Below are 24,389 nucleotides of genomic sequence, written 5' to 3'. Positions count from 1 at the left end.
CTGATCCTCTTCGAAAATCGAAGATCGATTTTCGGGATCATGCGCGGGGGCGGCGGATGTGACGATGGCGACGGCAAGCAGCGCACAGCGCGAACCTTCCATGGAAGAAATACTGGCTTCCATCAGGAGGATCATCGAAGACAGCGACACCGGCCGCAAGCTGCCGGGCGACGCCGATGAGTTGCGCCAGGACCTTGTGCCGGCCGCCGGGCCTGTTTCGGATGTTGAGGCCTTCCGCAGCGAATTGCACAGCTCGACCGAAAGCAAGAAGCCGGTGACGCTGGCCGAGGTGCAGGCCCAACTGGCCGAGCCGGTGGTTGCGCGGCTGGAGCCGCGGTCCGAGCCGTCGCCAGTGAAGCCTGCCATTGCGGCAAATGCCACGACCGCCGCGCCACCCGCGCATGCTCCGATGACATTGGCGGAAGTAAGCGCCAGGATAGCCAGTGAGCCAGCTCCCGCCGTCGGGGCAGAAGCTGCAGTGCGGGCAAAGGCGGAAACCACCGACTCGATCATCACGGATTGGCGCCGCGAAATCGCGGCCGTTGGCAATCAGGCAAAACCGGCTGACACAGTACGGCGGCCCGAGATCAGGCAGCCGAAGATCAGGCAGCCGGAGACTGAAAATCGGCAGGCAGCAATCGCGGAGGTCGAGGCTTTCGAGGACGATCTCGCTGCCGAGCCGGCTTTCGAGCCTCGTCCTTCGCGCAGCGAGCACGCGCGCCCGGCCGATACAACCCCGGCCCGTCCGGCGATCGTTTCGGAACATACGGGACGGCAGGTCGCAGCCGCCTTCGGCGAGCTCTCCGACGCCTTCGCCAGCCGCAGCAAGAAGACCTTCGACGAGATGGCCGAGGAGATGCTGCGGCCGATGTTGCAGGACTGGCTGGACAACAATCTGCCGACGCTGGTCGAGCGCCTGGTACGCGAAGAAATCGAGCGCGTCGCGCGCGGCGCGCAATAGACATCACCATAGCCCGTTCCGGATTAAGGCGCCGCCTTCGGGCGACGCTTTCGCTGCAGGTCAGCTTCCGGCCGATGTCGCGAACACGATCAGCTTACCGTCGGGATCGCTGACGATGAAGGTGCAGGCATGGCCTTCCCGTTGAAATGACCAGGGCCCCGCCTATTTGCGTTGAAGGACTGAGGCCGCCCTCGCGGTTGACTTGGCCAAAACCTTCCGATTTACACCGGGTCAGCAAAACTCCCGACCGCGCGGACCATTTTCCCATGCTTGAAAAGACCTACGACGCCAAGACCGTCGAGCCCAGGATCGCCAAAATCTGGGAAGAGGCGGACGCATTTCGCGCCGGCGCCGGCGCCGAGGAGGGGGCGGAGGCCTTCACCATCGTCATCCCGCCGCCCAACGTCACCGGCTCGCTGCATATGGGCCATGCACTCAACAACACGCTGCAGGACATACTCGTGCGCTTCGAGCGCATGCGCGGCAAAAACGTGCTGTGGCAGCCCGGCATGGATCATGCCGGCATCGCCACGCAGATGGTGGTCGAACGCCAGCTGATGGAAAAGCAGATACATCGCCGCGATCTCACCCGCGAACAGTTCATCGACAAGGTCTGGGAGTGGAAGGCCGAGTCCGGCGGCGCCATCTTCAACCAGCTGAAGCGGCTCGGCGCCTCGGCGGACTGGTCGCGCGAACGCTTCACCATGGATGAAGGCCTGTCCAAGGCCGTGCTCGAAGTTTTTGTCAGCCTCTACAAGGAAGGGCTGATCTACAAGGACAAGCGCCTTGTGAACTGGGACCCGAAGCTGTTGACGGCGATCTCCGACCTGGAGGTCGAGCCGCAGGAGGTCAATGGCAATCTCTGGCACTTCCGCTATCCGATCGAGGGCGAGATTTTCGATCCGGAAAATCCTGGGACATTCATCACCGTGGCGACGACACGGCCCGAGACGATGCTGGGCGATACGGCAGTCGCCGTGCACCCGGACGACGAGCGCTACTGGCATCTGGTCGGCAAGAATGTCGTGTTGCCGATCGTCGGCCGGAAAATTCCGGTTGTGGCTGACGAGTATTCCGACCCGGAAAAGGGTTCCGGCGCCGTCAAGATCACGCCGGCGCACGACTTCAACGATTTCGAGGTTGGCAAGCGCCACAAGCTGCCGGCGATCAACATCCTGACCATCGAGGCGGCAATAACGCTCAGGGATAACGAGGATTTTCTCGCCGGGCTCGACGTGACGCCGGAGCGCCAGGCCGTCTGGGACGAGCTCGACGGTCTCGACCGTTTCGTCGCGCGCAAGAAAATCGTCGAGCTGATGGAGGCCGGCGGCTTCCTCGACAAGATCGAGCCGCATCGCCACGCCGTGCCGCATGGCGACCGCGGCGGCGTGCCGATCGAGCCGTTTCTGACCGAGCAGTGGTATGCAAACGCCGCCGAGCTGGCCAAGCCGGCGATCGCATCGGTGCGCGAAGGCCGTACCAACTTCGTGCCGAAGAACTGGGAAAAGACCTATTTTGACTGGATGGAGAACATTCAGCCCTGGTGTATTTCACGCCAGCTGTGGTGGGGTCATCAGATCCCGGCCTGGTACGGGCCGGACGGCCGCGTCTTCGTCGAGAAATCAGAGGAAGAGGCGTTGGCTGCAGCGATTGAATATTATCTGGCGCTGGAAGGTCCATGGAAGGCCTGGGTCGAGGACAAACTCGAGAATTTCAAGCCGGGCGAGATCCTGAGCCGCGACGAGGACGTGCTCGACACCTGGTTCTCGTCTGCACTGTGGCCGTTCTCGACGCTCGGCTGGCCGGATCAAACGCCGGAGCTCAAGACCTATTACCAGACCGACGTGCTGGTGACCGGTTTCGACATCATCTTCTTCTGGGTCGCGCGAATGATGATGATGGGCCTGCATTTCATGCACGAGGAGCCGTTCCACACCATCTATGTGCACGCGCTGGTGCGCGACAAGAACGGGCAGAAGATGTCGAAGTCGAAAGGCAACGTCATCGATCCGCTCGACCTCATCGACGAGTTTGGCGCCGACGCACTGCGCTTCACGCTGACGGTGATGGCGGCGCAGGGGCGCGACGTGAAGCTCGATCCGGCGCGCATCGCCGGCTACCGCAATTTCGGCACCAAGCTGTGGAACGCGACACGCTTTGCCGAGATGAACGAGGTCGCGCGCAATGACGATTTCTGGCTGAACGACGCCAAGCTGCCGGTCAACCGCTGGATCCTGACCGAGCTGACCAGGGCGTCGCACGCGATGACCGAGGGCATCACCGGCTACCGCTTCAACGAAGCAGCGGGCGCTGCCTACCGCTTCGTCTGGAACCTGTTTTGCGACTGGTATCTGGAACTGCTGAAGCCGGTGTTCATGGGCGCCGACGAGGCGGCCAAAGCCGAAAGCCGCGCCTGCGTCGCCTTCGTGCTCGACGAGATCTACAAGCTGCTTCACCCCATGATGCCGTTCATGACGGAGGAGCTGTGGGCGCAGACGGCAGGTGGGGGCAGGCCGCGCGCAACGCTGCTGTGCCACGCCGCCTGGCCGTCGCCCGACTTCGAGGACGCCGATGCAGCCGCCGACATCAACTGGCTGGTCGATCTGGTCTCCGGTATTCGCTCCGTGCGCTCTGAAATGAACGTGCCGCCGGCGGCGATCGCGCCGCTGGTGGTGGTCGGCGCCAGCGCCGAGACTCACCAGAGGCTGGAACGCCATGCGTCCGCCATCAAGCGGCTGGCGCGGGTCGGCGACATCTCGCTGCAGGACGCCGCACCCAAGGGCTCGGCCCAGATCGTGCTCAACGAGGCGACGATCTGCCTGCCGCTCGGCAGCCTGATCGATCTGTCCGCCGAGGCGGCGCGGCTGCAGAAGGAACTGGCCAAGGTGACCGAGGAAATCGCGCGGTTGCACAAGAAGCTGTCGAACGAACGGTTCGTCGCCAGCGCGCCGGAAGAGATCGTCGCGGCCGAGCGCGAAAAACTCGACGAATACCGCGATCAGCAGGAGAAGCTTTCGGTGGCGCTGACCAGGGTGCGCGACGCCGGTTGACGGCCGGATTCGCGAGACGCTTGCAGCGCTTCGCGAAGGTTCTTTTGCTCGAAAAATAGGCGTTCCGTAACGTTAATATTGACGTAAACGGAAAGTTTCGACCTCATTGTTGCCATAATGTAACAATGGGGCAGAATGCCGGCAAAATAGCTGGTTTTGGGTGCTGTTTTCAGCGGTTTTACCTGATTTGTTCCCCAGTCTGCCGCCCAAATGGTCATTTTCGAACCTACCGGCCAGGCCGCCACTGTGTTCGAAATGCGGTCCGCTAGAGTGTACATGTACGCTATTCGAATTCATTGTTGCGCCGTTAACCCGAATTGGTTCTAGCTTGACGCACTAGTATTTCGGGGAGGACATCCATGAGCAATTTGCGTTTGAAAGCACTGCTGGGGGCAGGGTGTTTTTCGCTGGGTCTGATCGGTTCCGTGCATGCCGGCGGCCTGGAGCGCGGCGGCTATGACATCGATCTGCTGTTCGATCCCGCGCAGGTCACGGGCGAGGTTACCGGCACCTATGTGATGCCGCAGCGCGACCTCAAGAATGTGGTGGACGCGAATCCGGCTGACGGCCCCCTTAACGCGTTGGGCCTTTCCAACAGCGCCCGCGATACCGCAAGTTATTGGGTGCCGAGCGTGGGCATCAAGGCTGGTATGGGCCCGGTCGATTGTCTTGTCGACTATGGCCAACCGATCGGTGCGTACAGCAATCCCGGCGTTAACTGGGCCGGCGCGAACGGCAATATCGTAACCAAGGTCAAGAGCGAGGCCGTGGGCGGAACCTGCTCGTACAAAATGGACGTCGGCAAAGGCCAGTTTCGTTTCATCGGCGGCGTGTTCCATGAGGACGTCTCGGGCTTCAAGGAACAGCTGGTCGCTCCGCTTCCCGTATTTTTGGGTACAGGCATCGGGCGCCTTGATCTCAAGGGAGACGGCTGGGGATGGCGCGTCGGTGCCGCCTATGAAATTCCTGATATCGCGCTGCGCGCCAGCCTGGTCTACAATTCAGCCGTCAAGCTCGACAACCTCTCGGGGACCCTTGATCTGACCCAGGTTCCCGGATTCCTCGACCCAACTAATCCGATTTTGGGTCGCATAACCGACGTAAGCGGTTCTTCGGAGGTGCCTGAGTCTTTGGAACTCAAGCTCCAGTCAGGTATTGCTCCTGGTTGGCTCGCGTTTGGATCCATAAAGTGGGTCAATTGGAGCGTGTTGCAGAGCATACCATTCTGCCCGACCGGCGCCCCGGGGGCTTGCACCACGACCGGCCCCACCCGCGCTACATCGCTTGATCTGCTCTACCGGGATGGCTGGACGGTCTCAGGCGGTATCGGTCACAAGTTCAACGATCAGTGGAGCGGCGCCGCCATTCTGACCTGGGATCGCGGAACCTCCACCGGTCTGAGCGCCCAGACGGACACCTGGACGGTTGGCGGTGGCGTGGCTTACACGCCGACCCAGAACATCGAGGTTCGTCTTGGTGGGGCGCTGGGCGTGCTTACCAGCGGGTCGATCCATCCAGTCGTAGGCGACGATGGCGTCACCTATGGTACGGACTACACCGCTGACTTCGGCAACGATCTTGTGTCGGCCATTTCAACTTCGTTGAAGGTGAAGTGGTAAGCCTTTCAAATTGAAAAGAAAAAGGCCGGTCATCCCCGGTCTTTTTCTTATGCGGGCACCGCGTCGAGCCTTGTCGGCGAGAGTTGGCGTTGCAGATACGCCGCACGGGCGTCGCCTCTCGCGATTGTGACGTTTTGGCAACAGTTTCTGAACAACCCCCGCGCTAGACTTCCGCCCGACCAAATTGCCCATTTCCCGCCATAAACCCGGCGCACCTCGAATTTGTCTCGGGACACGCGCCAAAAGGCTCGGCGATGAGGCAGGCCGCGCCGCCCGCGGCAAGGAAGAGAATGGACGCCAAAGTCATCTCCAAGGCCAAGCTGCCTAGCCGCCATGTGACCGTCGGTCCGGCGCGTGCGCCGCACCGTTCGTATCTCTATGCCATGGGGTTGTCGGCGGCCGAGATCGCGCAGCCGCTGGTCGGCGTTGCCTCCTGCTGGAACGAAGCGGCGCCTTGCAACATCTCGCTGATGCGCCAGGCGCAAGTGGTCAAGAAAGGCGTCGCGGCCGCCAACGGCACGCCGCGCGAATTCTGCACCATCACCGTCACCGACGGCATCGCCATGGGCCACCAGGGCATGAAGTCGTCGCTGGTGTCGCGCGATGTCATCGCCGATTCGGTCGAACTCACCATGCGCGGCCATTGCTACGATGCGCTGGTCGGCCTTGCCGGCTGCGACAAGTCGCTGCCCGGCATGATGATGGCCATGGTGCGGCTCAACGTGCCGTCGATCTTCATCTATGGCGGCTCGATCCTGCCGGGCTCTTATCGCGGCCGCCAGATCACCGTGCAGGACGTGTTCGAGGCGGTCGGCCAGCATTCGGTCGGCACGGTCAGTGATGCCGAACTGCTCGAGATCGAGCAGGCGGCGTGTCCGTCCGCCGGCTCCTGCGGGGCCCAGTTCACCGCCAACACCATGGCCACCGTCGCCGAGGCGATCGGCCTGGCGCTGCCCTATTCCTGCGGCGCGCCGGCGCCTTACGAGATGCGCGACCGCTTCAATTTCGCCTCCGGCGAAAAGATCATGGAGCTGATCGCCAAGAACATCCGGCCGCGCGACATCGTCACGCTGAAGGCGCTGGAGAATGCGGCGACCGTGGTCTCGGCCACCGGCGGCTCGACCAATGCGGCTTTGCACCTGCCGGCGATCGCGCATGAGGCAGGCATCAAGTTCGACCTGTTCGACGTTGCCGCGATTTTCGAGAAGACGCCCTACATCGCCGACCTCAAGCCGGGCGGCAAATATGTCGCCAAGGACATGTTCGAGGCCGGCGGCATTCCGCTGTTGATGAAGACGCTGCTCGACCATGGCTATCTGCATGGCGACTGCATGACCGTGACTGGCCGTACTTTGGCCGAAAACATGGAGCATGTTGCCTGGAATGATAGCCAGGATGTGGTCCGTCCCGCCAACCGACCAATCACCCAAACCGGCGGTGTCGTGGGCTTGAAGGGCAACCTTGCCCCCGAAGGCGCGATCGTGAAGGTCGCGGGCATGACGGAGCTGAAATTCTCAGGTCCGGCACGGTGTTTCGATTCGGAAGAGGAATGTTTCGAGGCGGTCACGCACCGCAACTACCGGGAAGGCGAGGTTCTCGTCATCCGTTACGAAGGTCCGCGCGGCGGCCCGGGCATGCGCGAGATGCTGTCGACGACGGCGGCGCTCTACGGCCAGGGCATGGGCGGCAAGGTCGCCCTCATCACCGACGGTCGTTTTTCGGGCGCGACGCGCGGTTTCTGCATCGGCCATGTCGGGCCAGAAGCTGCCGTTGGCGGCCCGATCGGACTGCTGAAGGATGGCGACGTGATCTCGATCGACGCAACCAAAGGCACGATCGAGGTCGACCTGTCCGAGGCTGAACTGGCAACGAGGGCGAAGGCCTGGAAGGCGCGCACGACCGACTATCAGTCGGGCGCGATCTGGAAATATGCACAGACGGTAGGGCCAGCCCGCGACGGCGCGGTCACCCATCCCGGCGGTGCCAAAGAAACACATTGCTATGCGGATATCTGAGTTGTTGAGGTCGTCTGTCCTTCCGGCACTGGTCGCTGTTGCGATCTTTGGCGCCGTGGGCCAGGCCATGGCCTTCGACGACAAGGTGTTCGACGACAAGACCGGCGTGAAGCCGCAATCGAGCCCATGGGCCGTGTTCCAGTTCGGCTTCTCCGCCTACAAGAGCGGCCACAAGGAACAGGCGGTCGAGGCCTATAAATACGCCGCCGAAAACGGCCAGATCGGCGCCACCTGGAAGCTCGCGCGCATGTATGCCGAAGGCGACGGCGTGACGCGCGACGACTATGCGGCGTTCAAGTTCTTCTCCGAGATCGTCGATCAGGATGTCGAGCCGGGGTCGCCGGAGGAAAGCTATGTCTCCGACGCGCTGGTGGCGTTGGGCGACTATCTCAGGACAGGCATTCCCGGTAGCCCGGTCGAGGAAAACGAGGTCGCGGCGCAGGAATATTACATGCGTGCGGCCGCCAACTACCGCAATCCGAACGCCCAGTTCGAGATGGGCCAGATGTTCCTGAAGGGCGAGGGCGGCGTGAAGGCCAGCGTCAAGCAGGCCGGTCGCTGGTTCCAGCTCGCTGCCGAAAAGGGCCATGCCGGCGCCCAGGCGACGCTCGGCAATCTTCTGTTCCAGAGCGGCAAGATCGTGCGCGGGCTGGCCATGATGACCGCCGCGCTCGAACGCGCCTCGCCGAGCGACCAGCCGTGGATCCGCGGCATGCAGGAAGAGGCATTTGCCGCCGCCGGCGAAGCCGACCGCCGCACGGCGATTTCGCTTGCCGACGATCTTCTCACCAAGGGTGGTGACGACCAGTGAAATTGCCAATCTCCCCCCTTGTGGGGGAGATGCCCGGCAGGGCAGAGGGGGGCGCTGTCCCGCTGGCATTTCAGTTGACTAAAGTTTGCCCGGGTTGGACTGAGAGGGTGAGCTTGTTTGACCGAAAGGTCGCCTTTCTTCGCGCTCCCCCCTGGCCTGCCGGCCATCTCCCCCTCAAGGGGGGAGATTAGCTCACATCCATCAGTTCTCGGTGAGTTCCGCCGGCATCGCTCTGTACACCGGCATCGAGATCGGCGTGACGTGAAGATGCGGCTTAATCGTGCTGTCGGGACAGGTATCGCCGATCTTGGTCCATGAGGTGTTGTTGAGCACCAGGTCGCAGCGGGCCATATGGCTCTTGTCTGAAACCGTCAGGCAGGTGACCTGGCCGACTTGGTAGGACTTGCCATTGGCCAGGCACTGCTGGTCGGCAAGTGCCGCTGCAGGGGAGGCCATGGCAAATGCCAGGCCGATTGGACAAAGGAGGAATCGTAGTGCCATGGAACCCCAGCCGCCATGCTGATCTCTGACTGAATGGCGCGATTGTGGCGATATCAGGGTTTCGGCTGATATCAAGCCGGCAGCAGCGCCAGATCGATCGCCACCGGCACGTGGTCGGAAGGTTTTTCCCAGGCGCGCACGTGCTTTTCAATCGAGGCCGAGGAAAAGCGGTTGGCGGCTTCGGGCGACAACAGCAGATGGTCGATGCGGATGCCGTTGTTCTTCTGCCAGGCACCGGCCTGGTAATCCCAGAAGGTATAGACATCGGCCGCATCGGTGACGGCGCGCACTGCCTCGGTGAAGCCGAGATTCTTCAGCCGCCGGAAGGCCTGCCGGGTCTGCGGCTGGAACAGCGCATCGCCAAGCCAGTTCTCGGGGAAGCGCGCATCGACCGGCTCGGGGATGACATTGTAGTCGCCGGCCAGCACCAGCGCCTCCTCCAGAAGCAGGCGCTGCTCGGCCCAGCGATGCAGCCGTTCCATCCAGGCCAGCTTGTAGGGAAACTTCTTCTCGTCATCGACCGGGTTGCCGTTGGGCAGATAGAGCGAGGCGACGCGCAGCGCGCCCTGGTCGGTCGAGAACACGCCCTCGATGAAGCGCGCCTGCTCGTCGGTGTCATCACCGGGCAGGCCTCGGATAACCTCGTCGAACGGAAGCTTCGACAGCAGGGCGACGCCGTTAAAGCCCTTCTGGCCATGGGTTTCCACGTTGTAGCCAAGCGCCTCGATCTCGGCGCGCGGGAACTGCTCGTCGACCGACTTGATCTCCTGCAGGCAGACGATGTCGGGCTGGCTTTCGCTCAGCCAGTGGGTGAGGTTGCCGATGCGGGCGCGAATGCCGTTAATGTTCCAGGTGACGATTTTCATGGGCGGCCTCAGGGATGTTCGGGCGAAAGACGTTCGACAAGCCCGATCGTATTGCCTGCCGGGTCCTTTAGAAAGGCCATCCACTCGCTTTCCCCCGCCGTTCCGAACGTGCCTTCGGTGTCGTTGTGGACGAGCGCCGGCGGTGCGGTGAAGGGAACGCCGGACGCTTTCGCCTCGGCGTGGAAGGCTTCGAGCCCGGCTATATCGAGATAGACGGTGCCGGCCGGAACGCCATCGGTGAACAGCAACCTGATATCACCGGCCATGATGAAGGCAATGCCCGGCGGATCGTAGCGGGCGTGAACGTTGAGGCCGAGCACATCGCGCCAGAAGGCCAGCGTCACGTCGAGATCGCGCCCGGCCGACAGTGCGACCTGACGGACCGGGCCGACGCCGGACATCTGCCTAGATGGAGAAACTGGTGCCGCAGCCGCAGGAGGCGACTGCATTGGGGTTGCGGATCTGGAACGACTGGCCCATCAGATCGTCGACGAAGTCGATCACCGAGCCGCCCATATAGACCAGCGACAAATCGTCGATCAGCACGGTGGCGCCGTCCTTTTCGATGGCGACGTCGTCGTCATTGCGCGTATCGACCAGGTCGAACCTGTAGGAAAAGCCGGAGCAACCGCCGCCCTCTACGGAGACGCGCAGCGCCGTCTTGCCGGTCTCGCCAGAGACGATTTTCGCGATCCGCCTGGCGGCGGACTCGGTCATCTCGACTTTCATGGCAGTCTTGGCATCAGCGCCCATGGGCGTCACCTTGCTTTCGGTTTCACATGATAGGTATGAAGCGCGAAGGGGCAAGTCAACTGCGGCGGCATCAGCCATGACAAATGAGCTTGGCGACATTGGGTTCGGCTATCGGCCGCGCGCGGCCTATGCCAGCGACCCAGCCAGGTCGCGCGGGCGGCTCTATGACGAGGTCGAGAGCCCGACTCGCACGCCATTCCAGCGCGACCGCGACCGCATCATCCATTCCACCGCCTTCCGCCGCCTGAAGCACAAGACGCAGGTGTTCGTCGCCCATGAAGGCGACCACTATCGCACCCGGCTGACGCATTCGATCGAGGTCGCGCAGATTGCGCGGGCTCTGGCGCGAGCGCTGCGCGGCGACGAGGATCTGGCCGAGGCGGTCGCCTTGGTGCACGATTTCGGTCACACGCCGTTCGGCCATACCGGCGAGGACGCGCTGAACGAGCGGATGGCCCAATGGGGCGGCTTCGACCACAATGCGCAGTCGCTGCGCGTGGTGACGCGGCTGGAGCGGCGCTATGCCGAGTTCGACGGGCTAAACCTGACCTGGGAAACGCTGGAAGGGCTGGTCAAGCACAATGGGCCGCTGACAGATGCCAAGGGAAAAGGGCTCAAAGGCCCGGTGCCGCAGGCGATCCGCGACTATTCCGAGCTGCACGACCTCGAACTCGACCATTTCGCCGGCATCGAGGCGCAATGTGCTGCGATCGCCGACGATATCGCCTACAACACCCATGACATCGACGACGGCCTGCGCTCCGGCTTCCTGACCTTGGACATGCTGGAAACGGTGGCGCTGCCGGGATCGATCCTGGCAAGCGTGCGCGCGCGCTATCCGGGCCTGGACGATGTGCGCACCGGCCATGAGCTGATGCGCCGGCAGATCACGATGATGGTCGAGGACGTCATTGTTTCCACCACCGCCAATCTGGAGCGCATCAAGCCTGACAGCGCCGAAGCGGTGCGGGCGGCGGGCGAGACGATGGTGACCTTTTCCGCAGACATGGCGGCGACCGAGAAGGATTTGAAGACCTTTCTTTACAAGCATCTCTACCGGCATGACGAGGTGATGCGCGTTCGCACTGAGGCCGAGCAGATCGTGCGCGACCTGTTCGATGTCTATTTCGCCGATCCGCGCGCCATGCCGGACGGCTGGCGGGAGGGGCTCGACCGGGCGGAGGACCGCATCAAGGCGCGCAGCGTCGCCGATTTCCTGGCGGGGATGACGGATACCTACGCCTTGAAGGAACACCGCCGTCTGTTTGACCATACGCCCGATTTAAGCTAGGGCGGGCGCGATTTGCCGGCCAATGAGCCGGTTCCCCTGCACAGTCCGCCAGAGCAAGACCCATGAACATCTTCGCCGATTTCAGCGCGCGAATCACAAAAGCCGTCGAAGCGCTTGATTTGAAAGACAGTAATGGCGTTTCGCCCGACCTGTCGCGCATCGCCGTCGAGCCGCCGCGCGACGCCAGCCATGGCGATCTCGCCACCAATGCGGCGATGGTACTGGCCAAGCCGACAGGGCACAACCCGCGGGCGCTGGCCGAGCGGCTGGTGGAAGTGCTGCGCAGCGACGCCGATGTTGCCGAAGCCGACGTCGCCGGTCCCGGCTTCGTCAATCTCCGGCTCAAGGACGCTTTCTGGCAGGCACATCTGACCGCGGTGCTCGGCGAGGGGCAAAACTACGGCCGCTCGACCATTGGTGGCGGCAAGAAGACCAATGTCGAATATGTTTCGGCCAATCCGACCGGGCCGATGCATGTCGGCCATTGCCGGGGCGCGGTTGTCGGCGACACGCTCGCCAATCTGATGGCCTTCGCCGGCTATGACGTCACCAAGGAATACATCATCAACGACGCCGGCGCGCAGATCGACGTGCTCGGGCGTTCGGCCTTCCTGCGCTACCGCGAAGCGCTGGGCGACGACATTGGCGAGATACCGGCCGGCCTCTATCCCGGCGATTACCTTGTGCCGGTCGGTCAGGCGCTGGCTGCCGAATTTGGCCGCAAGCTCTTGCAGATGCCCGACGATGAGTCGCTGGCAATCGTCAAGGACCGCACGATCGACGCCATGATGGTGATGATCCGCGAGGATCTGGCGTTGCTCAATGTGCATCACGACGTTTTCTTCTCCGAGCGCACGCTGCATGCCGACAATGCCAAAAAAATCCGCTCGGCGATCAACGATCTGACGCTGAAAGGCCATATCTACAAGGGCAAGCTACCGCCGCCCAAGGGCGAGAAGCCGGACGACTGGGAAGACCGCGAGCAGACGCTGTTTCGCTCGACGGCGGTCGGCGACGACATGGACCGGGCGCTGGTCAAGTCCGACGGCTCGTTCACCTATTTCGCCGCCGACGTCGCCTATCTCAAGGACAAGGTCGACCGCGGTTTCGTCGGCCTGATCTATGTGCTGGGCGCCGACCATGGCGGCTACGTCAAGCGGCTGGAAGCGCTGGCGCGGGCGATTGCAGGCGATGATCTGAAGCTGCAACTCACGGTGCTGCTGTGCAATCTGGTGAAGCTGTTTCGCGATGGCGAACCGATTCGGATGTCGAAGCGGTCGGGCGACTTCGTGACTTTGCGCGAAGCGGTGGAGGAGGTGGGCCGCGATGCGATCCGCTTCATGATGCTCTACCGCAAGAGCGATGCGCCGCTCGACTTCGATTTCGCCAAGGTCACCGAACAGTCCAAGGACAATCCCGTGTTCTACGTGCAGTACGCTTCGGCGCGCTGTCATTCGGTGTTCCGGCAGGCGAGCGAGCAACTGGGCGAGGCCAATTTCGACCGCAACAGCCTGGCCGCGGCCTCGGCGTCGCTCACCGATGAGGGCGAGATCGGCCTGATCCGGAAGCTGGCTGAATATCCCCGGCTGGTCGAATCTGCGGCCCTTGCGCTGGAGCCGCACCGGCTGGCATTCTACCTCTACGATCTGGCTTCCAGCTTCCATGGACACTGGAATCGGGGCACCGAGAATGCCGACTTACGTTTTGTTAAGGTTAACGACCGACAATTGACTCATGCCAGACTAGGGCTGGTGCAGGCTGTTTCGGATGTTTTGACCTCCGGCCTGACGCTGATTGGGGCTGATGCGCCCACTGAGATGCGTTAGGTTTAACTAAAACACCTGTCACCATTTGCCCACATTGCGCTGGTAAGGGCCAACCCTACGCGACGTCCATGGCGTCCGAATGAGTGCGAGTTCGGGAACAATAATGGCAGACAGAACCCAGCTGAGAGTAGCCGACAACAACGACATCGCCGAAGATGATCCGTTCGCTGAACTGACCAGGATCATGGGTTTCGATCCGCGCCAGCCGGTCAAGCCGCAGGCGCCAGCCGTCGAGACGGCTGCGGACGAGGGCGATTTCGACATCGACCTCGAGAAGGAGTTGATGGGCGAATTCGGCGATGAAGTCGGTTCCATGGAAGCCAGCCAGCCAGCTCCCGAGGTTCACCAGCCTGCCGCTGAGCCCTACGAACCTGCTGCCGAGATTCGCGAGCCGGCTTTCGAAACCACGGATGCCGCGATGGACGATGCGCTGGCTGCTTCGCTGGAATATGATTTCGTCTTCGACGATGCCGCCGATCTGGATTTCGGCGCTGCCCCGCAGGCTGCGGCTGCTCCCGTTGAACCCTCGTTTGCCGAACCTTCGTTTGCCGAGCCCGCATTCGACGAAGCTGCATTCGACGATGATTTCGACAATGCCGTGGCCAGCTCGCTGGAAAACGTATCGCCGCTCGAAGACGACCTGCCGATGGACGACGACCTTGCCGCTTCGCTCGAGCAGGGGTTGCTGCTCGATGACGATGCGACCGTCGCCCGTGCCGCAGATGTCGCCCAGGTTGCTGCTGCGCCCGCCGACGATGTCGCGTTCGACGATGATTTCGACAATGCCGTCTCGATGTCGCTGGAAGACGAGCTGACGCTGGACGGTCCTGCGCCGGCGCAGGACCAGTATGCCGCGCCAGTAGCCGAGGCGCCGGTCGTCGGAGTCGCCGACCACACTGTTGCCGACGAGGATTTTGCGGGTCATTTCGATGACGCGATGGCCGATGTCGACATGGACTTTGCGGCCCAGGATTTTGCGGCCGAGGATTTCGAGCCGCAGGCTTTCGAGGCTCAGCCTGTTGAGGCCGAGGATCCGGAAGAGCGCGATCTGGATGTCAGCGATCTGCAGGCCAGCGCGCCGGTTGAGATGGATGCGCCGGAAGTGGACGAGACGCCAGCCTGGACCGTGGAGGCCAGCCCCTCTCATGAGACTGCGCACGAAGCATTCGACGATTTCGATCTGAGCATCGATGATGCGCTTGCCGATCACGAGCCGGTGGCCGAGACCGCACCCGCTCCGGTTCAGCCAACTCCGGTCGCACCAGCCTATGTGGCGCCTACCAATATGGCGACCCCGGCCGCTCCGGTCGCTGACGAACGGACGTTGGAAGATGAACTCAACGCGTTGCTTGGCGCCATGACCACACCACGCCCGGCGCCAGTCGCGCCGATTCCGGTCGTCACCGAGCCCACCAGGGCTGCCGCCATCGAGCCCACCAGGACTTATGAGTCGGTTGCCCCGGTGCAGCGGTCCGTCGCAACGCCGGTCGCTCCGGTCGATAATCTCGACTGGGACCTGGACGAACACGCGCCGGCTCCTCAGGAGGCCCAGGCGGACGATGCCGATTTCGACGATCTGCTTGCCGGCGAACTCGAGGGCCATGAGCCCGAGATCGAGTTCGATGATCATGCCTTCGATGCGGCGCTCGCCAAGGGCATCGATCTCGGTAAGGACACGGCAGCACCGGTCGCTGGCGATTGGCGCTCGACGCCGCCGGAGCCGGCGCGTTCGTGGAGCCGCGTGACTCCCACCCCGGCCCAGCCTTCCTTTGCAGCGCAGCCGCAACCTTCTTTTGCAGCGCAGCCGCAAGCTTCTTTTGCAGAAAAGCCGTCCATGCCGCCAGCGGCAGCGCCAAGCTATCGCGACCAGCCGGTTGCCGCTGCTGCCTATGTGGCGCCGACGCCATCGCGCCAGGCGCCGCCTCAGGCCTATGACGAGATGCCGGATGTCGAGACGGTCGATGTGCCGGAGCGTGTCGTGGCGATTGCCGACGACCTCGACATTCCAGAACTCAGCTTCGAGCAAGACGAGCCCGCCGCCTATGACGACATCGACGCCGAATTCGCCGGCATGCTCAACGAGATGAACGCGGTGGAAGTGGCGCCGCCCACTGCCGCACGCAGTGCCGGCTATGATGACGATTCCTACAGTTCCGGCTTCGGTTCGGGCCACGAGCTCGACCAGCGCGCCTATGCGGCGCGGCCAGCCGAAGTGCTTGCAGCCACGCAAGCTCACCACGCCGATGCCGCCGGCGGCTTCGACATGGACGATCTGCCCGGCAGCCAGCCGGTTTCGCAGGCCGACGATTTCGCGGTCGACGAACTCGACTACGATCCGGATCTGGACGAGGCAATGGCGGTGCCGGGCCTCGCCGAGCAGGAAGCCGCACGGCCGCGCAGGAGCGGCCTGCTGGTCGCGGGCGTCGTTGCTGCGGTTGCGATTGCCGGCGGCCTTGGCGCCTTCGCCTTGTCGTTCGGCGGCAAGGGCGGCAGCGATGCGCCGGTCATTGTCAAAGCCGACAACAGGCCGATCAAGGTCAAGCCCGAAAATCCGGGCGGCGCCGTGGTGCCGAACCAGGACAACAAGGTTTATGATGCGGTCGCCAAGGGCACCAAGCCGGCCGAGCCGGTTCAGGAGAAGCTGGTCACCAACACCGAAGAGCCGGTCGATGTGAAGGCGCAGGAGCCTGAAAGCCGCGTCGTCGATCTGTCGCCCGACGATACTGCCCCAGGCCCGGACGCTGCCGGCAACCCCGAAGCTGCCGTCAACCCCGACGCTGCCGGCAACCCCGACGCGGCTGTCGCGCCGGCGCCAAAATCCGAGGACCGCATTGCGCAGGTGCTGCAGGAAGCCGAGAAGAACCCCGATACGGTCGCCGTTGCCCCGCGCAAGGTGCGGACCATGGTGGTCAAGCCCGACGGCTCGTTGGTGGCACGCGAGGACTCGACGCCGGCCGCGCCGCAGGTTGCGGCGACTGAGCCGCTTGACCCGGCGCCGCAGCACGTCGCCCCTTCGGCCGATGCCGAGCAGACCGGCACCGTGGCGCCTGCCGATCAGGCAAATAGCGACCAGGCAAGTGCCGAGACCGCCAAGCCGGTCAAGCCGGTAAAGCCGGCGGCTGCGCCGAAGGCTGAGACCCAGTCCGCCAACACGCCGCAGACGGTTGCCGTAGCGCCGCAGCGCCCGTCCGACCAGCCGGTCGACGTGGTCGGCGAGGTCAAGCCCGACCAGGTTGCCTCCATCCCGGCGACGGCTTCGACATCGGGCGGTTCGTGGTCGATGCAGATCGCTTCGCAGCCGACGGTCGAAAGCGCCCAGGCCAACTACGCCGACCTGCAGCGCCGCTATGGAAATGTGCTCGCCGGTCGCACCGCCAACATCGTCAAGGCGGAGATCGCCGGCAAGGGCACCTTCTACCGTGTCCGGGTGCCTGCGCAATCGCGCAACGATGCGATCAATCTGTGCACCAGCTACAAGGCTGCCGGCGGCAACTGCTTCGTGTCGCGGTAAGGCCGGATCCAATTATCAGAGCCGGTGCGTTCCCAAGGGTCGCGCCGGCTTTTTCATGTGGATGGGCGAGAGGTTGAGGCGCTTGCCGTCCGGGGAGATTCCCTTTGGCGGCGCGAAGCCCTAAACTGGTGGAATGACCGAATCAAAATCCATGATCCTCGGCTGTGCCGGGAAATCGCTGACCCGCGAAGAAATCCGTTTCTATCGCAATGAATGCCCGTGGGGCTTCATCCTGTTTGCGCGCAATATCGGCGAAACGGAGCAGATCCGCGATCTGGTCGCCGAAATGCGCGACTGTATCGGGCGCCCCGATGCGCCGGTGTTCATCGATCAGGAAGGTGGCCGGGTGCAGCGCCTGCGGCCGCCGCTGGCGCCGAACTATCCCGCCGGCGGCGCGCTCGGTGCATTGTGGCGCAAGGACCATGATGCCGGCACCCGCGCTGCCTGGCTGATGGCGCGGCTGCACGCCTTCGACCTGTTGCGCTTCGGTATCTCGGCCGATTGCCTGCCGGTGCTGGACGTGCCGATCGAGGGCGCCAGCGACGTCATCGGCGCGCGCGCCTATGGCAAGGAGCCGCGCCCGGTCATCGAACTTGGCCGCGCCGCCGCGGAAGGGCTGATGTCCGGCGGCGTGTTGCCGGTCATGAAGCATATTCCGGGCCATGGACGCGCCTTCGCCGACACGCATTTCGAGCTGCCTGTGGTCGACGCCTCGCTGAGCGACCTGCAGCGGCATGATTTCGCCCCTTTCCGCGAGCTTAGCCATCTGCCGATGGCGATGACGGCGCATGTCGTCTACAGCGCCATCGATCCGAACAACCCAGCGACCACCTCAGGCAAGGTCATCGACGAGATCATCCGCCGCGAGATCGGCTTCGACGGGCTGTTGATGAGCGACGACACCTCGATGAAGGCGCTTTCTGGGGATTTCCCGACAAAGGCGGCCTCGATCCTTGCGGCGGGCTGCGATCTGGTCCTTCACTGCAATGGCGTTTTCGAGGAGATGGCAGGCATCGCATCGCGAACCACGGGACTTGAAGGGACGTCGCTGGAGCGCGCCAAGCGGGCGCTGACCTATATAAGGGATCGCGACCGGGCCGACGAAACCGAGATACGCGCCGAGTTTGCCACCTATTTCGATGCGGTGGCCTAGAGACGGATGATTTCAGGTCTGTTCGACCTGAAATCTGAATCCGTCTCTAAATTAGATAGAGAGAGCATGATGTCGTCCGAAAACCGCTTCACACTTTCGGCATCGTGCTCTAACCAGAGGTAAAGGAACAAGTGGCGGAGACATTGGACAGCAAGGCTGCGAAGGCCGCACCGATGGACCGTCTGTGGGCCGAGAACGACGATTCACGGGTCACCGGCGACCCGTCGCTTGTCGTCGACGTCGCCGGGTTCGAAGGTCCGCTCGACCTCTTGCTGCATCTCGCCCGCAACCAAAAGGTCGATCTGTCGCGGATTTCCATCTTGGCGCTGGTCGAGCAGTATCTGACCTTCGTCGAGACGGCGAGGGCGCTAAGGCTTGAGCTTGCCGCCGACTACCTGGTGATGGCGGCGTGGCTGGCCTTCCTGAAGTCGAAGCTCCTCATCCCCAAGCAGCCCGGCGAAGAAGGCGAAAGCGGCGAGGAACTGGCCGCGGTGCTGCAGTTCCGGCTGAAGCGTCTGGAGGCCATGCGCGACGCCTCGGCAAGGCTGGTCAACCGCAACCGGCTCGGCCGCGACGTGTTTGCACGCGGCATGCCTGAAATGGTCATCGTCGAGAAGCGTAACGCCTATTCGGCCTCGCTCTACGATTTGCTCACCGCCTATGCGCAGCAGCGCCAGAAACAGGCGATCACCAATGTGACAATTGCCCGGCGTGGCGTGTGGTCGCTCAAGGATGCGCGCGATATCCTGACCCGGCTGATCGGCTCGCTGCGCGACTGGACGGCGCTGGACAGCTATCTGATCAATTACCTGACCAGCCCGGACGAACGGCGTACCGCGATTGCCAGCTCGTTTGCGGCGTCGCTGGAACTGGTGCGCGAAGGCAGCATCGAGATGCGGCAGGACCAGGTGTTCGCGCCGCTCTATCTGCGCGGCCGAGCGCAGCCAATTAAGTCAGTCGAGGTAGCATCATGAGCGAACGCGCCAACGCTTCGGTCATTCCGTTCATGGTTGAAGAAGAGACCGAGGAGGGCATTATCGCCCAGGACCCGACTGATACCCTGCTTCTGAATCCTGGCGAACGGCTGCACATGGCCGAAGCCATACGCATGGCCGAGGCGATCGTGTTCGCCAGCGCCGAGCCGGTCAGCGAAAAGCAGCTCGCAGCCAGATTGCCCGACGGCATCAGCATTGCCGCTGCCATGGCTGAGCTGCAGCAGATCTATGCGCGGCGCGGCGTCAATCTGGTCCGGGTCGGCGATGCCTGGGCTTTCCGTACCGCCGGCGATCTCGCCTTCCTGATGAGCCGCGATACGGTGCAGCAGCGCAAGCTGTCGCGCGCGGCGCTCGAAGTGCTGGCGATCATCGCCTACCACCAGCCGGTGACGCGCGCCGAGATCGAGGACATCAGAGGCGTCGAGACCTCGAAGGGCACGCTGGATACGCTGCTCGAAACGGAATGGGTGCGCATGCGCGGCCGCCGCCGCACGCCCGGCCGTCCCGTCACCTACGGCACGACAGACACTTTCCTCGACCATTTCGCACTGGAGGAGATCCGCGATCTTCCCGGGATGGACGAACTGAAGGGGGCAGGGCTGCTCTCCGGCCGCATGCCGTCGAATTTCGCCATCCCGTTGCCGCCGGCCGATCCGGACGCGCTGACCGAGGACGAGGATGCGTTGACCGACATCGATCTCGAGGAACTCGGCCTGCTGACGCCGCGCGTCACGGAAGATTGACCGCAAGCCGCTGTCAAAAAGCTGCATTGCTGCGGTAGATGCGCCGATTGGTAGCGGGCAGCTTTGCCGAAAATGCGTGACATAAGCCACGCCTTCATAAACTTTGTCGCTGTTGTGTTTGAATCCCAACGCGAAAACGCATAGATCATCGCCAGGGAAAACATTCGAGAGAGAGTTACAATGGGTTCATTTTCGATTTGGCACTGGATGATCGTGCTGGTGATCGTGCTGCTGGTGTTCGGCCGCGGCAAGATACCCGAGCTGATGGGCGACATGGCCAAGGGCATCAAGAGCTTCAAGAAGGGCATGGCCGACGACGATACCGCCGAAGACAAGCGCACCGTCGAGCACCGCCCGGACGAGACCGTTTCGGCAGTGAAGGAAAAGGCCAGCAAGAGCTGAGCCGAAGGTTGTTGCTTTTGTGCAAGTCGTTGTCCCAAAACCGCTTCGCACTTTTGGGCGACAAGCACTAGTCGGAACTGATTGCCATGTTTGAAGTCGGCTGGACCGAAATGCTGGTGATCGCGATCGTCATGATCGTGGTCGTCGGACCCAAGGATTTGCCCAATATGCTGCGCACCTTCGGCCGCACGACGGCGAAGCTGCGTGCCATGGCCTCCGACTTCCAGAAGCAGTTCAACGAGGCGTTGAAGGAAGCCGAGCTCGACGACGTCAAGAAGTCTGTCGATACGCTGCGCGGCCTCAATCCGGCGGCCGAAATCCGCAAGCAGCTCAATCCGTTCGAACAGGCGGCAGCCGAGGTTCGCTCCGGCGTCGATGCGGTGATGAAGCCGAAGCCCGCCGTCGACCCCTCAACGCCCGCGGCAGAAACACCACACCCGGCCGAGCCGCTCAAGAACGGCGCGACGGTGATGCCGGGTGTCAACGGACCGGAAACAGCGCCGGCGGCGCCGATCCTTCCGGCGATGACCGATCAGGCGGTGGTGACACCGGCTGCAGCAACAGCAGCGCCACGAAACGCGCGCGCCAAGGGGGCTGCGATATCAAAGGCCCCGGCAACCAAAACAGCGGCAGCCAAGGCAGCACCGGCAAAGCCGGCGCCTGCGGCGAAGGTTGCGGCCAAGCCGTCAGCGGCGCCCGCCAAGGCTGCACCTGGAAAAGCCGCCACCAAGCCCGCTGCTGCACCGAAGGCGGTCGCAAAGGCTGAGCCGAAGCCTGCGCCGGCCACGAAGCCCGCGTCCAAGAAGACGGCGGGGGCCGCCAAGTGAGCATTACGGACAGCGAAAAGGACGAGATCGAGAAGTCGTCGGCTCCGCTGATGGAGCATCTGATCGAACTGCGCCGGCGGCTGATCTGGTCGATCGGCGGTTTCTTCGTCGCCTTCCTCGTCTGCTTCTTCTTTGCCAAGAAGCTGTTCAATCTTTTGGTCGTTCCGTTCAAATGGGCCACGCAATGGGCCGGGCTCGATCCGCACAAGGTCGAGCTGATCTATACGGCGCCGCAGGAATTCTTCTTCACCCAGGTCAAGCTCGCCATGTTCGGCGGCATGGTCATCGCCTTTCCGCTGATCGCCACGCAGATCTACAAATTCATTGCGCCTGGCCTCTACAAGAACGAGCGCAACGCCTTCCTGCCGTTCCTGATCGCATCGCCGATCCTGTTCCTGATGGGCGCGTCGCTGGTCTATTTCTTCTTCACGCCGATGGTGATGTGGTTCTTCCTCGCCATGCAGCAGGCCGGCACCGACGACCAGGTGCAGATTTCGCTGCTGCCGAAAGTGTCGGAATATCTCAGCCTGATCATGACGCTGATCTTCTCCTTCGGCCTGGTGTTCCAGCTGCCGGTGGTGACCAGCCTGATGACGCGCGTCGGCATGCTGTCGTCGAAGGCGCTGGCCGAGAAGCGCAAATGGGCGATCGTCATCGCCTTCGTCGTCGCGGCGGTCCTGACGCCGCCTGATCCGATGAGCCAGATCGGTTTGGCCATCCCGACCATCCTGCTCTACGAGGTGTCGATCTGGGCGGCCCGGCTGATCGAGCGCGACCAGGTCAAGCAGAAGCTGGCGCGCGAGAAGCAGGAAGCCGCCGAAGCCGTGGCCGAAAAGGCGGCGGACGCGTCCTCAAAGCAGGCTCCTTCATAGGCCGTCGCGTTCGGGTATCCGCGTTAGCGGAAAAACGCGACAGCCGCCATCTTGCATCGATGAAGGATGCGGTTTACGCCCTCAGGCCTTAGCTCGAGGACGACCAACCATGCTTGATATCAAATGGATTCGCGACAACCCGAAGGCCCTTGTCGAAGCACTGGCCAAGCGCTCGTGGTCGGCTGACGAGGCGCAGTCCACGGTCGATGAGCTGATCAAGAAGGACGAAGCGCGGCGCGAGCACGTCACCGAGCTGCAGACCAAGCAGGAACGCCGCAACGCCGCCTCGAAGGAGATCGGCAACGCCATGCGTTCGGGCGACACGGCACTTGCCGAAAAGCTCAAGGCCGAAGTCGGCGATATCAAGACCTTCATCCAGAATGGCGAGGCGCGCGAGCGCGAGCTCGACAAGACGCTGAACGATGCGCTGGCGGTGCTGCCGAATGTGCCGCTCGACGACGTGCCGGTCGGCAAGGACGAGCACGACAATGTCGTCAAGCATATCGTCGGCGAGGTGCCGACCCGGCCGAACTGGGTGAAGGAGCATTTCGAGATCGGCGAAGCGCTCGGCATGATGGATTTCCAGCGGGCGGCAAAGCTGTCGGGATCACGCTTCACCGTGCTGAAGAGCGGGCTGGCGCGGATGGAGCGCGCCATCGGCCAGTTCATGCTCGATCTGCACACGACCGAGCATGGCTATGAAGAAGTCATCCCGCCACTGATGGTGCGCGACGAAGTGCTTTTCGGGACCAACCAGCTGCCGAAATTCGAGGACGACCTGTTCTTCGTGCAGCATGGCGATGGCCGGCTCGGGTTGATTCCAACCGCCGAGGTCCCGCTCACCAACCTGGTGCGCGAAGAAATCACGGCCCATGAAAAGCTGCCGCTGCGCTATACGGCGCTGACGCCGTGCTTCCGCTCGGAAGCGGGCTCCGCCGGCCGCGACACGCGCGGCATGTTGCGCCAGCACCAGTTCTACAAGGTCGAGCTGGTCTCGGTCACCGACCAGGAGTCTTCGCTCGCCGAGCACGAGCGGATGACGCAGTGCGCCGAAGAGGTGCTGAAGCGACTGGAGCTGCCGTTCCGCACCATGGTCCTGTGCACGGGCGACATGGGGTTTGGCGCGCGCAAGACCTACGACATCGAGGTCTGGCTGCCTGGACAGAACGCCTATCGCGAGATCTCGTCCTGTTCAGTGTGCGGCGACTTCCAGGCCAGGCGCATGGATGCCCGCTACAAGGACAGGGACGGCAAGGGCAACCGCTTTGTGCACACGCTGAACGGTTCGGGCACCGCTGTCGGCCGTGCGCTGATTGCCGTCATCGAAAACTACCAGAATGAGGATGGCAGCGTAACCATTCCTGAAGTGCTGCGGCCTTATATGGGCGGTCTGGCGAAGATCGAATCGAAATAATGCGCATTCTTCTGACCAATGATGACGGCATCCATGCCGAGGGCCTGGCGTCGCTCGAACGCATCGCCCGCACGCTGTCGGACGATGTCTGGGTGGTGGCGCCGGAGCAGGACCAGTCCGGCTACGCGCATTCGCTGTCGATCTCGGAGCCGCTCCGGTTGCGCAAGATCGGCGAGAAACACTACGCCGTGCGCGGCACGCCGACCGACTGCGTCATCATGGGCGTCAAGAAGATCCTGCCTGGCGCGCCGGACCTGATCCTGTCCGGTGTCAATTCCGGCGCCAACATCGCCGACGACGTCACCTATTCCGGCACCGTCGCCGGCGCCATGGAAGGCGCGCTGCTCGGCATCCGCTCGATCGCACTCAGCCAGGGTTATTCCTATGTCGGCGAGGACCGCGTCGTTCCCTACGAGACCACCGAAGCGCTGGCGCCGGCGCTGCTGAAAAAGCTCGTCGCCATGCCGCTGCCGGACGGCGTGCTGCTCAACGTCAACTTTCCCAACTGCCTGCCTGACGAGGTTGCCGGTACCGTCGTGACGTCGCAGGGCAAGCTGGTGCACAGCCTGTGGGTCGACGAGCGCCGCGACGGGCGCGGCCTGCCTTATTACTGGCTTCGCTTCGGCCGCGAACCGGTCGAGGGCAAGCAAGGCACCGATCTCCATGCTCTGCGCAACCGGCTCGTGTCTGTGACGCCGCTGCAGCTTGACCTGACCGCGCATGAAATCCGTGACCAACTGACCAAGGCGCTGTCTGAATAAGGTGTTCGCATGAAGAAG

Annotated in this window: 21 protein-coding genes; 16 read left to right on the top strand and 5 right to left on the bottom strand. The window is 63.0% G+C overall.

Annotated features, from left to right (window positions below; genetic code table 11):
• The first annotated feature begins 64 nt into the window (after nucleotides 1–64).
• Both NKJ57_RS14895 and NKJ57_RS14890 read left to right on the top strand, forming a co-directional pair.
• Complete coding sequence (locus NKJ57_RS14895) at nucleotides 65–961, top strand: PopZ family protein (RefSeq protein WP_352511711.1); 897 nt, start codon at nucleotides 65–67, stop codon at nucleotides 959–961.
• Nucleotides 962–1,227: 266 nt separating this feature from the next.
• Nucleotides 1,228–4,011 carry a valine--tRNA ligase gene (locus tag NKJ57_RS14890; protein WP_023706012.1) on the top strand — a complete coding sequence of 928 codons (2,784 nt, stop codon included), beginning with the start codon at nucleotides 1,228–1,230 and terminating at the stop codon, nucleotides 4,009–4,011.
• On the opposite strand, the gene NKJ57_RS14885 is transcribed toward NKJ57_RS14890, so the two are convergent.
• Nucleotides 3,960–4,289 carry a hypothetical protein gene (locus NKJ57_RS14885; protein ID WP_156932363.1) on the bottom strand — a complete coding sequence of 110 codons (330 nt, stop codon included), beginning with the start codon at nucleotides 4,287–4,289 and terminating at the stop codon, nucleotides 3,960–3,962. The two genes, NKJ57_RS14890 and NKJ57_RS14885, sit on opposite strands and share 52 nt — an antisense overlap.
• Before the next feature lie 81 nt (nucleotides 4,290–4,370).
• Between NKJ57_RS14885 and NKJ57_RS14880 the strand changes: the two genes are divergently transcribed.
• From NKJ57_RS14880 to NKJ57_RS14870, 3 genes are all read left to right on the top strand, one after another.
• A complete protein-coding gene (locus NKJ57_RS14880; protein ID WP_023706011.1) occupies nucleotides 4,371–5,630 on the top strand; it encodes an OmpP1/FadL family transporter in 1,260 nt (419 codons plus the stop codon).
• A gap of 290 nt (nucleotides 5,631–5,920) precedes the next feature.
• Complete coding sequence (ilvD, locus tag NKJ57_RS14875; RefSeq protein ID WP_023688211.1) at nucleotides 5,921–7,645, top strand: dihydroxy-acid dehydratase; 1,725 nt, start codon at nucleotides 5,921–5,923, stop codon at nucleotides 7,643–7,645.
• Nucleotides 7,632–8,456: a tetratricopeptide repeat protein gene (locus tag NKJ57_RS14870; RefSeq protein WP_023714413.1), complete on the top strand. Its 825-nt coding sequence runs from the start codon at nucleotides 7,632–7,634 to the stop codon at nucleotides 8,454–8,456. Before ilvD ends, NKJ57_RS14870 begins: the two co-directional genes overlap by 14 nt.
• A gap of 201 nt (nucleotides 8,457–8,657) precedes the next feature.
• Here NKJ57_RS14870 and NKJ57_RS14865 read toward each other — a convergent pair whose 3' ends face one another.
• From NKJ57_RS14865 to erpA, 4 genes are all read right to left on the bottom strand, one after another.
• Nucleotides 8,658–8,912: a hypothetical protein gene (locus NKJ57_RS14865; protein ID WP_245271807.1), complete on the bottom strand. Its 255-nt coding sequence runs from the start codon at nucleotides 8,910–8,912 to the stop codon at nucleotides 8,658–8,660.
• Nucleotides 8,913–9,028: 116 nt separating this feature from the next.
• Nucleotides 9,029–9,823 (bottom strand): exodeoxyribonuclease III, encoded by a 795-nt coding sequence (gene xth, locus NKJ57_RS14860; RefSeq protein ID WP_023706008.1) that lies wholly within the window; start codon nucleotides 9,821–9,823, stop codon nucleotides 9,029–9,031.
• An 8-nt stretch (nucleotides 9,824–9,831) separates the two neighbouring features.
• Nucleotides 9,832–10,224: a VOC family protein gene (locus NKJ57_RS14855; RefSeq protein ID WP_023667697.1), complete on the bottom strand. Its 393-nt coding sequence runs from the start codon at nucleotides 10,222–10,224 to the stop codon at nucleotides 9,832–9,834.
• 4 nt (nucleotides 10,225–10,228) lie between these two features.
• Nucleotides 10,229–10,576, bottom strand: coding sequence for an iron-sulfur cluster insertion protein ErpA (erpA, locus tag NKJ57_RS14850; protein ID WP_031242581.1), 348 nt, complete (start codon nucleotides 10,574–10,576; stop codon nucleotides 10,229–10,231).
• A 76-nt stretch (nucleotides 10,577–10,652) separates the two neighbouring features.
• On the opposite strand from erpA, the gene NKJ57_RS14845 reads away from it, so the two are divergent.
• From NKJ57_RS14845 to surE, 11 genes are all read left to right on the top strand, one after another.
• Entirely contained in the window at nucleotides 10,653–11,867 is a 1,215-nt protein-coding gene (locus NKJ57_RS14845) for a deoxyguanosinetriphosphate triphosphohydrolase (RefSeq protein ID WP_023821442.1), read from the top strand.
• Nucleotides 11,868–11,929: 62 nt separating this feature from the next.
• Nucleotides 11,930–13,693, top strand: a complete 1,764-nt coding sequence (gene argS, locus NKJ57_RS14840) for an arginine--tRNA ligase (RefSeq protein ID WP_023667694.1) — start codon at nucleotides 11,930–11,932, stop codon at nucleotides 13,691–13,693.
• Between the two features lie 103 nt (nucleotides 13,694–13,796).
• Complete coding sequence (locus NKJ57_RS14835; protein ID WP_352511709.1) at nucleotides 13,797–17,204, top strand: SPOR domain-containing protein; 3,408 nt, start codon at nucleotides 13,797–13,799, stop codon at nucleotides 17,202–17,204.
• A gap of 133 nt (nucleotides 17,205–17,337) precedes the next feature.
• Nucleotides 17,338–18,357: a beta-N-acetylhexosaminidase gene (gene nagZ / locus NKJ57_RS14830; protein WP_023697621.1), complete on the top strand. Its 1,020-nt coding sequence runs from the start codon at nucleotides 17,338–17,340 to the stop codon at nucleotides 18,355–18,357.
• 173 nt (nucleotides 18,358–18,530) lie between these two features.
• A complete protein-coding gene (locus NKJ57_RS14825; protein WP_023681652.1) occupies nucleotides 18,531–19,331 on the top strand; it encodes a segregation and condensation protein A in 801 nt (266 codons plus the stop codon).
• Nucleotides 19,328–20,095, top strand: coding sequence for an SMC-Scp complex subunit ScpB (gene scpB / locus NKJ57_RS14820; protein WP_023681651.1), 768 nt, complete (start codon nucleotides 19,328–19,330; stop codon nucleotides 20,093–20,095). The genes NKJ57_RS14825 and scpB overlap by 4 nt, the downstream gene beginning before the upstream one ends.
• Before the next feature lie 180 nt (nucleotides 20,096–20,275).
• Complete coding sequence (locus tag NKJ57_RS14815; protein WP_023681650.1) at nucleotides 20,276–20,497, top strand: twin-arginine translocase TatA/TatE family subunit; 222 nt, start codon at nucleotides 20,276–20,278, stop codon at nucleotides 20,495–20,497.
• A gap of 86 nt (nucleotides 20,498–20,583) precedes the next feature.
• Nucleotides 20,584–21,324: a Sec-independent protein translocase protein TatB gene (gene tatB, locus NKJ57_RS14810; protein ID WP_023697619.1), complete on the top strand. Its 741-nt coding sequence runs from the start codon at nucleotides 20,584–20,586 to the stop codon at nucleotides 21,322–21,324.
• Nucleotides 21,321–22,196: a twin-arginine translocase subunit TatC gene (gene tatC / locus NKJ57_RS14805; protein WP_023688219.1), complete on the top strand. Its 876-nt coding sequence runs from the start codon at nucleotides 21,321–21,323 to the stop codon at nucleotides 22,194–22,196. Before tatB ends, tatC begins: the two co-directional genes overlap by 4 nt.
• Nucleotides 22,197–22,305: 109 nt before the next feature.
• Nucleotides 22,306–23,610 (top strand): serine--tRNA ligase, encoded by a 1,305-nt coding sequence (serS, locus tag NKJ57_RS14800; protein ID WP_352511708.1) that lies wholly within the window; start codon nucleotides 22,306–22,308, stop codon nucleotides 23,608–23,610.
• A complete protein-coding gene (gene surE, locus NKJ57_RS14795; RefSeq protein ID WP_023710683.1) occupies nucleotides 23,610–24,371 on the top strand; it encodes a 5'/3'-nucleotidase SurE in 762 nt (253 codons plus the stop codon). Before serS ends, surE begins: the two co-directional genes overlap by 1 nt.
• The last annotated feature ends 18 nt before the right edge of the window (nucleotides 24,372–24,389 follow it).

The sequence above is a fragment of the Mesorhizobium sp. M0077 genome (assembly GCF_040322955.1).
Lineage (GTDB): Bacteria > Pseudomonadota > Alphaproteobacteria > Rhizobiales > Rhizobiaceae > Mesorhizobium.
This window is presented reverse-complemented; position numbering and strand designations above follow the sequence as displayed.

Excerpts from the sequence above, each read along its gene's own strand:
- NKJ57_RS14895 (WP_352511711.1), top strand. The coding sequence starts at position 65 with ATGGCGACGGCAAGCAGCGCACAGCGCGAACCTTCCATGGAAGAAATA.
- NKJ57_RS14890 (WP_023706012.1), top strand. The coding sequence starts at position 1,228 with ATGCTTGAAAAGACCTACGACGCCAAGACCGTCGAGCCCAGGATCGCC.
- NKJ57_RS14885 (WP_156932363.1), bottom strand. The coding sequence starts at position 4,289 with ATGTACACTCTAGCGGACCGCATTTCGAACACAGTGGCGGCCTGGCCG.
- NKJ57_RS14880 (WP_023706011.1), top strand. The coding sequence starts at position 4,371 with ATGAGCAATTTGCGTTTGAAAGCACTGCTGGGGGCAGGGTGTTTTTCG.
- ilvD (WP_023688211.1), top strand. The coding sequence starts at position 5,921 with ATGGACGCCAAAGTCATCTCCAAGGCCAAGCTGCCTAGCCGCCATGTG.
- NKJ57_RS14870 (WP_023714413.1), top strand. The coding sequence starts at position 7,632 with ATGCGGATATCTGAGTTGTTGAGGTCGTCTGTCCTTCCGGCACTGGTC.
- NKJ57_RS14865 (WP_245271807.1), bottom strand. The coding sequence starts at position 8,912 with ATGGCCTCCCCTGCAGCGGCACTTGCCGACCAGCAGTGCCTGGCCAAT.
- xth (WP_023706008.1), bottom strand. The coding sequence starts at position 9,823 with ATGAAAATCGTCACCTGGAACATTAACGGCATTCGCGCCCGCATCGGC.
- NKJ57_RS14855 (WP_023667697.1), bottom strand. The coding sequence starts at position 10,224 with ATGTCCGGCGTCGGCCCGGTCCGTCAGGTCGCACTGTCGGCCGGGCGC.
- erpA (WP_031242581.1), bottom strand. The coding sequence starts at position 10,576 with ATGGGCGCTGATGCCAAGACTGCCATGAAAGTCGAGATGACCGAGTCC.
- NKJ57_RS14845 (WP_023821442.1), top strand. The coding sequence starts at position 10,653 with ATGACAAATGAGCTTGGCGACATTGGGTTCGGCTATCGGCCGCGCGCG.
- argS (WP_023667694.1), top strand. The coding sequence starts at position 11,930 with ATGAACATCTTCGCCGATTTCAGCGCGCGAATCACAAAAGCCGTCGAA.
- NKJ57_RS14835 (WP_352511709.1), top strand. The coding sequence starts at position 13,797 with ATGGCAGACAGAACCCAGCTGAGAGTAGCCGACAACAACGACATCGCC.
- nagZ (WP_023697621.1), top strand. The coding sequence starts at position 17,338 with ATGACCGAATCAAAATCCATGATCCTCGGCTGTGCCGGGAAATCGCTG.
- NKJ57_RS14825 (WP_023681652.1), top strand. The coding sequence starts at position 18,531 with ATGGACCGTCTGTGGGCCGAGAACGACGATTCACGGGTCACCGGCGAC.
- scpB (WP_023681651.1), top strand. The coding sequence starts at position 19,328 with ATGAGCGAACGCGCCAACGCTTCGGTCATTCCGTTCATGGTTGAAGAA.
- NKJ57_RS14815 (WP_023681650.1), top strand. The coding sequence starts at position 20,276 with ATGGGTTCATTTTCGATTTGGCACTGGATGATCGTGCTGGTGATCGTG.
- tatB (WP_023697619.1), top strand. The coding sequence starts at position 20,584 with ATGTTTGAAGTCGGCTGGACCGAAATGCTGGTGATCGCGATCGTCATG.
- serS (WP_352511708.1), top strand. The coding sequence starts at position 22,306 with ATGCTTGATATCAAATGGATTCGCGACAACCCGAAGGCCCTTGTCGAA.
- surE (WP_023710683.1), top strand. The coding sequence starts at position 23,610 with ATGCGCATTCTTCTGACCAATGATGACGGCATCCATGCCGAGGGCCTG.